Below are 11,564 nucleotides of genomic sequence, written 5' to 3' on the forward strand. Positions count from 1 at the left end.
GCATAGCCGCTGATCTCAACGCGTGCTGAATTTGGCGGTGGCGCCCGCAGTGGGATGATGGTGCCGGACTCTCGAGCGAGGTGAACCGAACGATGAGCCAGCACCAGAGAAAGCGCATAGCGGACCCGGAACCGCCGCTGCCGCCGGACTTCCCCCGGATCCCCAACCCCGACGTCGACACGGACGCGACGAACGAAGTCACCGAGCCGTACAACCGCGACGACGTCAAAGTGCCCGAGCAGGACAACGACGCCGGGTTCGAGCCGCCGGACTGAAACGTCAGGATCGCTTGCGCGGCCCCGGTTCCTCCCTCCGCCGCCGGCGCGCCGGGGCGCGGCCAGGGGGCTGCCGCGGCGCCGGGCCCGGGTTGATGCCCGGGATCGGCAGCGTGACGGTGTCCTCGGTGACGGTGCACGCGCGGCCGTGGTGGGTGATCTCCACCGGTTTGCCCGACAGCAGCCGGTAGCTCGCCCGGTCGGCGTGGATCTCCACCGCGAACCGGCTGCCCAGCACGGTCATCCGGAACTCGATGCGGTCCAGCTCCGGCGGCAGCCGCGGCGCGAAGGTGATTTCGCCTTCGTGGTCACGCATCCCGCCGAACCCGGCCACCACGGCGTTCCACGCGCCTGCCAGTGAAGCCATGTGCAGGCCGTTGCGTACGTTGTTGTGCACGTCGTGCAGATCGGTCAGCGCGGCTTCGGCGAGGTAGTCGTACGCAAGGTGCAGATGCCCGACTTCGGCGGCCAGCACGGCCTGCGTGCCCGCCGAAAGCGACGAGTCCCGCACCGTCCGGCCCTCGTAGTAGGTGAAGTTGCGGGCCTTCTCCTCCGGCGTGAACGAATCCCCGCACAGGTGCAGCGCCAGCACGAGATCGGCCTGCTTGACGACCTGCTTGCGGTAGAGGTCGAAGTACGGGAAATGCAGCAGCAGCGGGTAATCCTCGGCGCGGGTGCCCGCGAAGTCCCAGTCGAGGTGCTCGGTGAAGCCCTCGGACTGCGGGTGCACGCCGAGCTCCCGGTCGTAGGGCACGAGCATCCGCTCCGCCGCCTGGCGCCACGTGGCGATCTCCGATTCGCCGACCCCGAGCGTGCTGGCGACGCTGGGCAGCCGCTCGCAGGAAGCCGCCGCCTCGCGCAGGTTCCGGCGCGCCATCAGGTTCGTGTAGACGTTGTTGTCCGCCACCGCGGAGTATTCGTCGGGCCCGGTCACGCCGTCGATGCGGAACCGGCCGTGCGAGTCGAAGTGGCCGAGCGAAATCCACAGCCGCGCCGTCTCGGTGAGCAGCTCCAGCCCGTACGTGCGCTCGAAATCCGTGTCCTCGGTGGCGGCGAGATAGCGGGCCACGGCGTCGGCGATGTCCGCGCTCACGTGGAAGGCCGCCGTGCCCGCGGGCCAGTACGCCGAGCATTCCGCGCCGTTGATCGACCGCCATGGGAAGGCCGCGCCGCGCAGGCCGAGCTGTGCCGCCCTGTCCCGCGCTTTGTCCAAAGTGGAGTGACGCCAGCGTAGCGCGTCGCGCGCCGCCTCGGGCATCGTGTACGTGAGCACGGGCAGCACGAACGTTTCGCTGTCCCAGAACGCGTGCCCGTCGTACCCCGGCCCGGTCAGGCCCTTGCCCGGGATCGCCCGGCTCTCGCCGCGGGCCCCGGCCTGCAGGATGTGGAAGAGCGCGAACCGGACGGCCTGCTGCAGCTCCGGGTCCCCGTCGAGCTCGATGTCCGCGGTGGCCCAGAAATCGTCGAGGAACTGGCGCTGCTCGGCGATCAGCCCGTCCCAGCCGGTCTGCACCGCACCGGCCAGCGCGGCGTCCACTTGGGACCGCAGCGCCGGCGCCGACCGCTGCGCCGACCAGCCGTAGGCGAGGAACTTGGTCAGCCGCAAGCGTTTTCCGCGCGGCACGTCCACCGCGACGGTCAGCCGGGCCAGCTCCTCCTCGGCGGTGATCGTGGTGCGCAGCCCGTCCGGGGACTCGATCTGATGGTCCATCGCCGCGGCCATCCGCAGCCCGGACCGCCTCGTCTGGTGCACCAGCACCGCCCGGTAGTCCTCGGCGAAGGAGAACTCGGGCGCCAGCGGCGACTGCAGCGCGGCCGCCACCCGCGGGTCGCTGGTGTCGGATTCGATCGGCTCGTTCGCCAGCAGATCGGACTGCAGCACCAGCTGCATGTCGTCGTCGAGCGGCTCGACCTCGTACCGGATCGCGACCACCGCGCGCTGGGTGAAGGACACGAGCCGCTGGGTGTGCACCCGCACCTGGCGGCCGGTGGGGGAGACCCATTCCGTGGTGCGGGTCAGCGTGCCGGCGCGGAAGTCCAGCACGCGGTCGTGCGCGGTCGCGGTGCCGTAGCGCATGTCGAACGGCTCGTCCTCGACCAGCAGCCGGATGATCTTGCCGTCGGTCACGTTGACCACGGTCTGCCCGGCTTCGGGATAGCCGTAGCCCGCTTCGGCGTACGGGAGTTCGTGCTCCTCGTAGAACCCGTTGAGGTAGGTGCCCGGCAGCCCGCGCGGCTCACCCTCCTCCAGCGTGCCGCGCACCCCGATGTGCCCGTTGCCCAGCGCGAACGTGGATTCGGTCCGCTGCAGCTGGTCCACCGCCAGGTTGCGCCACCGCAGCTCCCACGGCGCCGTCTCGTATCCGTCGGCAGGCATGCTCATTCGTGGTCCCCCAAGAGATCCGCGAGGTCGTCGACCACGACGTCGGCCCCGTGCTCGCGCAGTTCCCCGGCCTGATCGGCGCGGTTCACCCCGACCACGAACCCGAACTTCCCGGCCCGGCCCGCTTCCACGCCCGAGAGCGCGTCCTCGAAGACGGCGGCGTGCTCGGGCTTCACGCCGAGCGCTTCGGCGCCGGCGAGGAAGGAGTCGGGCGCCGGTTTGCCGCGCAGTTTCCGTTCCTTGATGACGATTCCGTCGATGCGGGCCTCGACGAACCCGGTCAGGTCGGCCGCTTCGAGCACCGCGCGCCCGTTCGCCGACGACGTGACGACGGCGATCTTCAGCCCGGCCCGGCACGCGGCCTCGAGGTAGCGCCGCGAGCCAGGGTACGGGTCCACCCCGCGCTGGGCGATGATGTCGAGCACCAGCTCGTTCTTGCGGTTGCCGACCCCGTTGACCGTGCCCGCCGACGGCGGGTCCGAAGGATCGCCCTCGGGCAGCTCTATCCCGCGTGAGGAAAGGAATTCGCGGACTCCGTCGGCGCGGGGACGGCCGTCCACGTGCTGGAGGTAGTCCTCGTCGGTGAAGGGCCGGAAATCCGCGCCGTCACGTTCGCGAAGGAACGCGTCGAAAGTCTTTTTCCAGGCCTCGCGGTGCAGCGCGGCGGTTCCGGTCAGCACGCCGTCGAGGTCGAACAGGCAGGCGGAAACGGCTTCGGGCAACCCGATCATGCCGTGCACGGTACCCGCCCCGGCCCGCTCCCGCCGGGGCCGTTCGACCAGAGTTCACGGCAGGTGCCGCGTCGTTCCCGGGTGGGGCCGGACCTGGTGGATCAGGTCGTGGATGGTGGCGTCGGCGAGCCGGTAGCGGACCACCCGCCCGGTGCGCTGCCCGGTGACGAGCCCGTGCGCGCGCAGCAGCCGCAGCGCCTGCGAAACGGCGGTGTCGGTCATCCCGGCGGCGTAGGCCAGGTCGGAGACCGAGATCTCGCGCGCGTAGTGGATGCACACCAGCAGCGTCAGCCGGGACGGGTCGGCGAGGATGGAGAAGCGGTCCGCCCACTGCTGCACCACGTTCCGGTCGCCGAGGCCCGCGAGCGCGGCGTCGACGGCTTCGGCGTCGATGACCCGTCGCTCCTCCATCGGCACATAATCTCACCAGGATCGTCGTGGCGAGAGCGGGAGGGTGGATGACCGGGATCTGGGCATGGCCGGCGGTGCGGCTGCGGGCCGCGCTGGGCGCGCGGGAGCTGTCGGCGCGGGAGGTGGTCCAGGCGCATCTCGACCGCATCGAGCAGGTCAACCCGGACGTGAACGCCGTCGTGACGCTCGCGGCCGAGCGGGCGCTGGCCGAGGCGCACGCCGCCGACGAGCTCGCCGCGTCGGGGGCCGAGCTGCCGCCTCTGCACGGGCTGCCGGTGCTGCACAAGGACACCCACGAGACGGCGGGCATCCGCACCACGTACGGCTCGCCGCTGCGGGCGGATTACGTGCCCGAGCGCGACGAGCTGGTGGTCGAGCGGATGCGGGCCGCGGGCGGGATCAGCCTCGGCAAGACCAACACGCCGGAGTTCGCGGCGGGCTCGCACACCTTCAACACCGTGTTCGGGACCACCAGAAACCCTTATGACACCGGCAAATCCGCCGGTGGCAGCAGTGGCGGCGCGGCGGTGGCGCTGGCCTGCGGGATGGCCCCGCTCGCCGAGGGCAGCGACATGGGCGGCTCGTTGCGGAACCCGGCGTCGTTCAACGGCGTCGTCGGCCTGCGGCCCACGCCGGGCCGGGTGCCGCAGGTGCCGGCGCAGCTCGGCTGGTCGACGATGAGCGTGCAGGGCCCGATGGCGCGGACGGTCGACGACGCCGCGCTGCTGTTGTCCGTCCTCGCGGGGCCGGACCCGCGTTGCCCGATTTCCCTCGCCGAGCCGGGCGCCACGTTCGCCGCGCCGCTGGAGCGGGATCTGACCGGGCTGCGGGTGGCGTGGTCGCCGAACCTGGGCGGCGCCGTGCCGGTCGACCGCGAGGTGGCGGCGGTGGTGGAAGCCTCGGCGCGGGTGTTCGCCGGGCTGGGCTGCGAGGTCGAGCGGGACTGCCCGGACTTCGCGGGGGCCGACGAAGTGTTCCGCACACTGCGCGCGTGGCAGTTCGAGGTGGCCTACGGGCCGTTGCTGGAAACCGGGCGGCTCAAGGAAAGTATCCGCTGGAACGTCGAGGAGGGGCGCCGGCTGACGGGCTCCGAACTGGGGCGCGCCGAGGTGCTGCACACCGAACTGCACCGGCGGATGGTCGCGTTCTTCCGGCGGTTCGACGTGCTGCTGCTGCCGGTGAGCCAGGTGCCGCCGTTCGACGCCGGGCTCGAGTACCCCACCGAGATCGCCGGGGTGGCGATGGAGTCCTATTTGGACTGGATGCGCTCGGCGTACCTGGTCTCGGCCACCGGCTGCCCGGCGATCTCGGTGCCTGCCGGGCACACCGCGGCCGGGCTGCCGGTGGGCCTGCAGATCGTCGCGGCGCCGCGGGCGGAGTTCGCGTTGCTCCAGGCCGCGCGGGGGTTCGAGGACGCTGTGACGCTTCCCGCTCCCGCGCCTCTTGACTAAGACGCTTGTCATAATCGAAGGTGGGGGGATGACGGACACCGTGTCACCGCAGACCCGGCGGAAGACCATCACCTGGGAGGACCCGCTCGCGGGCGCCGAACAGGGAATGCGCATGCCGGGACTGGAATACCTGACCGCGATGGCCGAGGGCCGCCTGCCGCCCGCGCCGATCTCCGCGCACCTCGGGATGAGCGTGGTCAGCGTGGCCGAGGGCGAGGTCGTCTTCGCCGCCACCCCGGACGAATCGCTGTACAACCCGATCGGCTCGGTGCACGGCGGGGTCGCCGCCACCATGCTCGACTCGGCGGTCGCCTGCGCGGTGCATTCCACGCTGCCGGCCGGGGTCGGCTACACCTCGGTCGAGCTGAAGATCAACTACGTCCGGGCGATCCGGGCCGGGGTGGGCGAGATCCGCGCGACGGGCCGGGTGGTCAAGTCCGGCTCGCGGGTGGCTTTCGCCGAGGGTGACCTGCGCGCGGCCGACGGCACCCTCCTCGCGACGGCGTCCAGCACCTGCCTGGTCATCCGGCCGTGACGTCATCACGCCGGTCACCAATCCGGCCAGAAGGAAGCGGATACGCGTCCGCAACCGGCCTACGTTTCCGCCGTGGCCGTCGCCGGTTTGGTGACTGATGGCGCAGCGTGGGTTGTGCTGGAGACGCTGCACGACGTCACGTACTTCACCCCGGAAGCCCGCGCTGCCAACGAAGCAGCGGGCCTGCGCGGCTTCTGGCGTTGCTACGTCGCCACCCGCGCGGTTCCGCGCGGCGGAGCCTCGCCGGGCGTGGTTTGCTGGACCGGGACGGGCTCACCGGGGAGGGCAGGCGGTTGCGGGCACACATCGAACGGCGCACCGACGCACTGGCCACGTATGCCTTGAGCCATGCCGAATTCGCCGAGCTGGACGCCTTGCTGCGCCCGCCGGCACGCGCTCTCGTGCCTTCCGCCGTGCCCCAGCCGAACCCGGTCGGCGTACCGCGTCCTTGATGGAGGTCGTCGCGGCCGTGCCCACCCCGTTCCGGGCGGACGGGGACGTCGACTTCGCCGCCGCCCGCGCGGGGTTCGGCTACGTCGCGTCCATAGTGGACGGTCTGTTCGTCGCCGGAGCGGAGGGTGAGTTCCCCGCCTTGAGCGCGGACGAGCGGATCGGGTTGTTCGAGGTGGCGCTCGCGGTCTGTCCGGGCGCGATCGTCCACATCGGAGCGTCCGAGGTGCGAAACGCCGTGGCGATGGCGGAACGAGCGGTCGAGCTCGGTGCACGCCGGTTCGCCGCCGCCACCCCGTCCGGCGGGATTTCCGTGTACTACCAACGGATCCGTGACGTCGTGGGCAACGCCGAGCTGTACGCCTATGTCGACCCGGAACGGCTCGGTGTGCGTCCGGACCCGCAGGCGCTGGCCGAAGCGGACATCACCGGAACGATCCTCGGCGGCAGCGCGGGCGCGGAGTACCCGGGACGGCTCTACCGGGCGTCCGGAACCGCGGCCGCGTTCCCCCGCGGGCGGATCTCCCAGGAACTCGGGATCCCGCTCGTCAAACAGGCCTGGGCGCTACGCGGATTCGGCGGCACCACCACGCGCATGGAACTGGCGCCGTCAGAAGCCGCCGCGATCGCTCAGGTGAAACACTTCCTAGCCGAGTTCGGCTGAGGTCGACACGTCGAAGGACAGCCCCTGCTCGCCCGCGGAAACCCGCACCGACGAGCCGCTGCCCACGTCGCCGCGCAGCATGAGCTTCGACAGTTCGTTGTCCACCTCGCGCTGGATCGTGCGCCGCATCGGGCGCGCGCCGAACTCCGGCTGGTAGCCGGCCCGCGCGAGCCAGGATACCGCCTCCGGCGTGAACTCCACGTGGATGTCCTGCGCGTGCGCCCGCCGTTTCGTGCGTTCGAGCAGCAGCGAGGTGATCTCCTCCAGCTGCTCCGCCTCCAGCTTGCGGAACACGATGATCTCGTCGATCCGGTTGAGGAACTCCGGCCGGAACGTGTCCCGCAGCCGCCGCATCAGGCGTTCGCGCAACGGCTGCTGCGTGTCGGTCTCGTTGGCCGGGGTGAACCCGAGCGCGCCCTGCGTGCCGCTGACGATCAGCTCCGAACCGATGTTGCTGGTCATGATCAGCACGGTGTTGCCGAAATTCACCGTGCGGCCGCGGCCGTCGGTGAGCCTGCCGTCGTCGAGCACCTGCAGCAGCACGTTGAACACGTCGGGGTGCGCCTTCTCGATCTCGTCCAGCAGCACCACCGAATACGGCCGCCGCCGCACCGCTTCGGTCAGCTGCCCGGCCTCGTCGTAGCCGACGTAACCCGGGGGAGCGCCGATCAGCCGCGACACCGTGTGCCGTTCCCCGTACTCCGACATGTCGATCCGGATCATCCGGTCCTCGTCGCCGAACAGCGCCTCGGCCAGTGCCCGCGCCAGCTCGGTCTTGCCGACGCCGGTCGGGCCGAGGAACAGGAAGCTGCCGAAGGGGCGGCCCGGTTCGGCGAGCCCGGCGCGTGAACGGCGGACCGCTTCGGCGACGGCGGACACCGCCTCGTCCTGCCCGATCACGCGGCCGTGCAGGTTTTCTTCCAGGCGCAGCAAGCGATCCCGCTCCGCTTCGGTGAGCTGGCTGACCGGCACCCCGGTCTGCCGCGACACCACCTCGGCGATGTCCTCCGGGCCCACCTCGATCGCGTCGCTCGGGTGGGCGTCGGAATCGGCCTGGTCCAGTTGTTCCCGCAGGCCGCGGATTTCGTCGCGCAGTTTCGACGCGCGCTCGAAGTCCTCTTCGGTCACCGCCTGGTCCTTGTCCCTGGACAGCTTCTCCAGCCGGCTTTCGAGGTCCCGCACCTGGTTCGGGCGGCGGCCCGAGCGCAGCCGCACCCGCGCGCCGGCCTGGTCGATCAGATCGATGGCCTTGTCCGGCAGGAACCTGTCGGTCAAGTAACGGTCCGACAGGTCCGCCGCCGCGACGAGCGCTTCGTCGGTGAAGCGCACCTGGTGGTGCGCCTCGTAGCGGTCGCGCAGCCCGCGCAGGATCGCGACGGTGTCGTCCACGCTGGGCTCGGGCACGAGGATCGGCTGGAAACGGCGCTCCAGCGCGGGATCGTTCTCGATGTGCTGCCGGTACTCGTCGAGCGTGGTCGCGCCGACGATGTGCAGCTCGCCTCGGGCCAGCGCGGGTTTGAGCATGTTGCCCGCGCCCATCGACCCCTCCGACGAGCCCGCGCCGACCACGGTGTGCAGCTCGTCGATGAACACGACGAGCTGGTCGCGGTGGCCGCGGATCTCGCCGAGCAGGTTCGTCATCCGCTCCTCGAAGTCACCGCGGTAGCGCGTCCCGGCGACCATCGCCGTCAGGTCCAGCTGCACGACGCGCCGCTGCGCGAGCGTGTCGGGCACGTCGCCGTCGGCCACCCGCTGCGCGAGCCCTTCGACGATGGCCGTCTTGCCGACCCCGGCCTCACCGATCAGCACCGGATTGTTCTTGGTACGCCGGGAAAGGACCTCGACGGTCTGCTCGATCTCGTCGTCGCGGCCGACCACGGGGTCGATGCCGCCTTCGCGTGCCTGCTGCGTCAGGTCGCGGCCGTACTGGTCCAGCGTCGGCGTGTCCGTGCGCTGCTGCTGGCGCGGCTCGTTGGAGCGGCCAGGGCCTGCCTGCGGCCCTTGGAACGACTCCGGCGTCACCCCCGCGCGGGCGAGGATGCGGCCGGCCTCGGACTGCTGGTTCACCGTGAGCGCGAGCAGCAGGTGCTGCGGCCCGATGTACGAGGAACCGAGGCCGCGGGCGATGCTGTGCGCGTCCAGCAGCGCACGCTTCGCGCCCGGCGCGAGCGCCGAGGGCGTGACGGGCTCGCCGGTGTGCTGGAACCCGCGCGACAGTTCCTCGGCGAGTTCGTCCGGTTTCAGCCCGGCGTTCGTCAGCAGTTCCCTGGTGACCGGCAGCTGGGTGGCCGCCCACAGCAGGTGCTCGGTGCCCACGTCGGGGCGCCCGCCCTCGGCCGCCTTGGTGGCGGCGGTGGAGATCAGCTCCCTGGCCTGGTCGGTGAGCAGCCGCGTGATGTCCACCGACTGCGGACGGCGCGAGGGCATGGACTGCCCGAAGAACTGGGCGAGGAACTGGTCGAACGGGCTCGGACCGCCCGCGAAGAACCCGGTCATCTCTCCTTCTCCTTGATCAGCTGTCGTCGGTGAGCTTCTCGCGCAGCTGCTGCAGGGTCTGCGCGAGCAGCCGGGACACGTGCATCTGCGAGATGCCGACGCGTTCGGCGATCTGGGTCTGGGTCATGTTGCCGAAGAACCGCAGCATCACGATCGTGCGCTCCCGCTGCGGCAGCTCCCGCAGAAGTGGTTGCAGCGCCTCGTGGTTCTCCACCGACTCCAGGCCCTCGTCCATCTCGCCGAGCGTGTCGGCGAGCGAGGCCGCGTCGTTTTCGTCGCCGGCGGGCTTGTCCACGGAAATGGCGTAGTAGGCATTGCCGGCCTGCAACCCTTCGCTGACCTCGTCCACGGACAGGTCCAGCGCGCGGGCGATTTCGGTGGGGGTGGGAGCGCGGCCGAGCCGTTGCCCGAGCTCGCCCGAAACCTGGCCGATCTGCAGGTGCAGCTCCTTGAGCCGCCGCGGCACCCGCACCGACCAGCTCGCGTCGCGGAAGTGGCGGCGGACCTCGCCCATGATCGTGGGCACCGCGAACGAGAGGAAATCGGTGCCACGCTCGGGTTCGAACCGGTCGACCGCGTTGATCAGGCCGACCCTGGCCACCTGCACGAGATCGTCGTAGGCCTCGCCGCGGCCGCTGAACCGGCGGGCGATGTGCTCGGCGACGGGCAGGAACTGCGTGACGAGCTCGGTGCGAAGCCGTTCACGCCGCGGATCGTCGGCGGGCGTCGCGGCCAGCCGCGCGAATTTCGCGTGTTGTTCCTCCTTGCGCGCGTCCGCGGCGGGTTCCGATGTTCGCGCCTGACCCATGCGTCAGCCACCGACGACCCGGTTCGCCGCCGGGCGGATCTGTTCGTGGCGTGTCATGGTCCCGGATACCCGCGGGCGCGCGGGCTCACACCCTCGGCTCCCGGATCGTGTTGGCGTGGCGGTGTTTAGGGCGTGCGCGGAGGGTGAAAGAAGTCACGTATGCGGATCTCGATGGTCTCTCAGCAGGCCAGTCCACTCTCGGTGCGGGGGAGCGCGCAGGGCCTGCACGTCGCCGACCTCGCGGCCGCGTTGTGCGCGCGGGGCCATCAGGTCACGGTGTACAGCCGCCGCGACGATCCCTCGCGGCCGGAACGGATGCGGGCCGGCGCCGGGTACGAAATGGTGCACGTGCCCGCCGGGCCCGCCGAGGCGCTGCCCGCCGGCGAGCTGCTGGCGAACATGGCGGAGTTCGCCGGTTTCCTGGGCAGGGACTGGGAATCGGCGCCCCCGGACGTGGTGCACGCGCACTTCTGGTCGTCCGGACTGGCGGCGCTGCTCGCGGCGCGGGGCACCGACCTGCCAGTGGTCCAGACCTTCCACGCGCTCGGCGTGGTCGAAGGCCGGTTCGAGGGCTGCGCGTCCGGTCCCGCGGAACGCATCCGGATGGAACGCCTCGTCGGCCGCAACGCGGCGCAGATCGCGGCCACGTGCAGCGACGAGGCGTTCGAACTGGCGCGGATCGGCCTGCCGCGGCCGCGGATCTCGGTGGTGCCGCGCGGGGTGGACCTCGAACACTTCACCCCGGTCGGGCCGCGGGCGGGGCGGGACGCGAAGCAGCGGATCCTGGGTGTCGGGCAATTGGTGCCGCGTAAGGGTTTCGGCACGATGATCGCCGCGCTGCCCTGGGTGCCCGACACCGAACTGGTGATCGCGGGCGGCCCGCCGCTGGACGACCTCGCCGAAGATCCCGAGGCCATCCGGCTGCGGGAGCTGGCCCGGCGGCACGGGGTGGCCGACCGCGTGCACCTGATCGGGCACCTCGCGCACGACGAGATGCCCGCGCTGGTGCGCTCGGCGGATCTCGTGGTGTGCACGCCCTGGTACGAACCGTTCGGCCTGGTGCCGCTCGAGGCGATGGCCTGCGGGGTGCCGGTGGTCGCGACCGCGGTCGGCGGGCTGATCGACACGGTGGTCGACGGGGTGACGGGGGAGCTCGTCCCGCCGCGGCGCCCGGACGCGCTGGCCGCGACGGTTCGCCGGTTGCTGGAGGAACCCGCCCAGCGCGAGGCGTATGGCATCGCGGGCGCGGACCGCGCGCACTCGCGGTATTCATGGGACCGCGTGGGCGCCGACATGGTGCGCGTGTACGAAAAGGCGCTGGGCCTGCGAGCCGCTACGCCCGCGGAACCCGCCCCCGACC

Annotated in this window: 11 protein-coding genes and 1 pseudogene; 7 read left to right on the top strand and 5 right to left on the bottom strand. The window is 71.3% G+C overall.

All coding sequences use genetic code 11. From position 1 onward, the window contains the following. Positions 1–92 precede the first annotated feature (92 nt). Entirely contained in the window at positions 93–275 is a 183-nt protein-coding gene (locus tag FPZ12_RS39425; RefSeq protein ID WP_144755872.1) for a hypothetical protein, read from the top strand. 4 nt (positions 276–279) lie between these two features. Here the strand turns inward: FPZ12_RS39425 and FPZ12_RS39430 are convergent, their stop codons facing one another. From FPZ12_RS39430 to FPZ12_RS39440, 3 genes are read right to left on the bottom strand one after another with little or no spacing between them, the layout of a single operon-like run. Continuing rightward, a complete protein-coding gene (locus FPZ12_RS39430; RefSeq protein ID WP_144755875.1) occupies positions 280–2,658 on the bottom strand; it encodes a glycoside hydrolase family 65 protein in 2,379 nt (792 codons plus the stop codon). Beyond that, positions 2,655–3,389 carry an HAD family hydrolase gene (locus FPZ12_RS39435; protein WP_144755878.1) on the bottom strand — a complete coding sequence of 245 codons (735 nt, stop codon included), beginning with the start codon at positions 3,387–3,389 and terminating at the stop codon, positions 2,655–2,657. The genes FPZ12_RS39430 and FPZ12_RS39435 overlap by 4 nt, the downstream gene beginning before the upstream one ends. Positions 3,390–3,443: 54 nt before the next feature. Further along, complete coding sequence (locus FPZ12_RS39440; protein WP_144755881.1) at positions 3,444–3,800, bottom strand: ArsR/SmtB family transcription factor; 357 nt, start codon at positions 3,798–3,800, stop codon at positions 3,444–3,446. 47 nt (positions 3,801–3,847) lie between these two features. Between FPZ12_RS39440 and FPZ12_RS39445 the strand changes: the two genes are divergently transcribed. From FPZ12_RS39445 to FPZ12_RS39460, 5 genes and pseudogenes are all read left to right on the top strand, one after another. Continuing rightward, positions 3,848–5,251 (top strand): amidase, encoded by a 1,404-nt coding sequence (locus FPZ12_RS39445; RefSeq protein WP_144755884.1) that lies wholly within the window; start codon positions 3,848–3,850, stop codon positions 5,249–5,251. A 28-nt stretch (positions 5,252–5,279) separates the two neighbouring features. Then, positions 5,280–5,786, top strand: coding sequence for a PaaI family thioesterase (locus FPZ12_RS39450; RefSeq protein ID WP_144755887.1), 507 nt, complete (start codon positions 5,280–5,282; stop codon positions 5,784–5,786). 114 nt (positions 5,787–5,900) lie between these two features. Then, positions 5,901–5,953 (top strand): annotated as a pseudogene (locus FPZ12_RS47165) (hypothetical protein); the annotation flags it as partial. 33 nt (positions 5,954–5,986) lie between these two features. Continuing rightward, positions 5,987–6,238, top strand: a complete 252-nt coding sequence (locus tag FPZ12_RS39455; RefSeq protein ID WP_144755890.1) for a helix-turn-helix domain-containing protein — start codon at positions 5,987–5,989, stop codon at positions 6,236–6,238. Then, the gene (locus FPZ12_RS39460) at positions 6,238–6,900 is read left to right on the top strand and encodes a dihydrodipicolinate synthase family protein (RefSeq protein ID WP_144755893.1); all 663 of its coding nucleotides are present in this window, start codon (positions 6,238–6,240) and stop codon (positions 6,898–6,900) included. The genes FPZ12_RS39455 and FPZ12_RS39460 overlap by 1 nt, the downstream gene beginning before the upstream one ends. Here FPZ12_RS39460 and FPZ12_RS39465 read toward each other — a convergent pair. Beyond that, a complete protein-coding gene (locus tag FPZ12_RS39465; protein ID WP_144755896.1) occupies positions 6,883–9,396 on the bottom strand; it encodes an ATP-dependent Clp protease ATP-binding subunit in 2,514 nt (837 codons plus the stop codon). The two genes, FPZ12_RS39460 and FPZ12_RS39465, sit on opposite strands and share 18 nt — an antisense overlap. A 16-nt stretch (positions 9,397–9,412) precedes the next feature. Further along, entirely contained in the window at positions 9,413–10,204 is a 792-nt protein-coding gene (locus tag FPZ12_RS39470; RefSeq protein WP_144755899.1) for a SigB/SigF/SigG family RNA polymerase sigma factor, read from the bottom strand. 159 nt (positions 10,205–10,363) lie between these two features. Between FPZ12_RS39470 and FPZ12_RS39475 the strand changes: the two genes are divergently transcribed. Next, on the top strand, positions 10,364–11,564 hold a 1,201-nt coding region (locus FPZ12_RS39475), incomplete at its 3' end, for a glycosyltransferase (protein WP_144755902.1).

The organism is Amycolatopsis acidicola (assembly GCF_007713735.2).
Classification (GTDB): domain Bacteria; phylum Actinomycetota; class Actinomycetes; order Mycobacteriales; family Pseudonocardiaceae; genus Amycolatopsis_E; species Amycolatopsis_E acidicola.

Bases quoted from the DNA above. Each gene is read 5' to 3' on its own strand.
- FPZ12_RS39430 (WP_144755875.1), bottom strand. From the start codon at position 2,658: ATGAGCATGCCTGCCGACGGATACGAGACGGCGCCGTGGGAGCTGCGG.
- FPZ12_RS39425 (WP_144755872.1), top strand. From the start codon at position 93: ATGAGCCAGCACCAGAGAAAGCGCATAGCGGACCCGGAACCGCCGCTG.
- FPZ12_RS39460 (WP_144755893.1), top strand. From the start codon at position 6,238: ATGGAGGTCGTCGCGGCCGTGCCCACCCCGTTCCGGGCGGACGGGGAC.
- FPZ12_RS39450 (WP_144755887.1), top strand. From the start codon at position 5,280: ATGACGGACACCGTGTCACCGCAGACCCGGCGGAAGACCATCACCTGG.
- FPZ12_RS39445 (WP_144755884.1), top strand. From the start codon at position 3,848: ATGACCGGGATCTGGGCATGGCCGGCGGTGCGGCTGCGGGCCGCGCTG.
- FPZ12_RS39440 (WP_144755881.1), bottom strand. From the start codon at position 3,800: ATGGAGGAGCGACGGGTCATCGACGCCGAAGCCGTCGACGCCGCGCTC.
- FPZ12_RS39465 (WP_144755896.1), bottom strand. From the start codon at position 9,396: ATGACCGGGTTCTTCGCGGGCGGTCCGAGCCCGTTCGACCAGTTCCTC.
- FPZ12_RS39435 (WP_144755878.1), bottom strand. From the start codon at position 3,389: ATGATCGGGTTGCCCGAAGCCGTTTCCGCCTGCCTGTTCGACCTCGAC.
- FPZ12_RS39470 (WP_144755899.1), bottom strand. From the start codon at position 10,204: ATGGGTCAGGCGCGAACATCGGAACCCGCCGCGGACGCGCGCAAGGAG.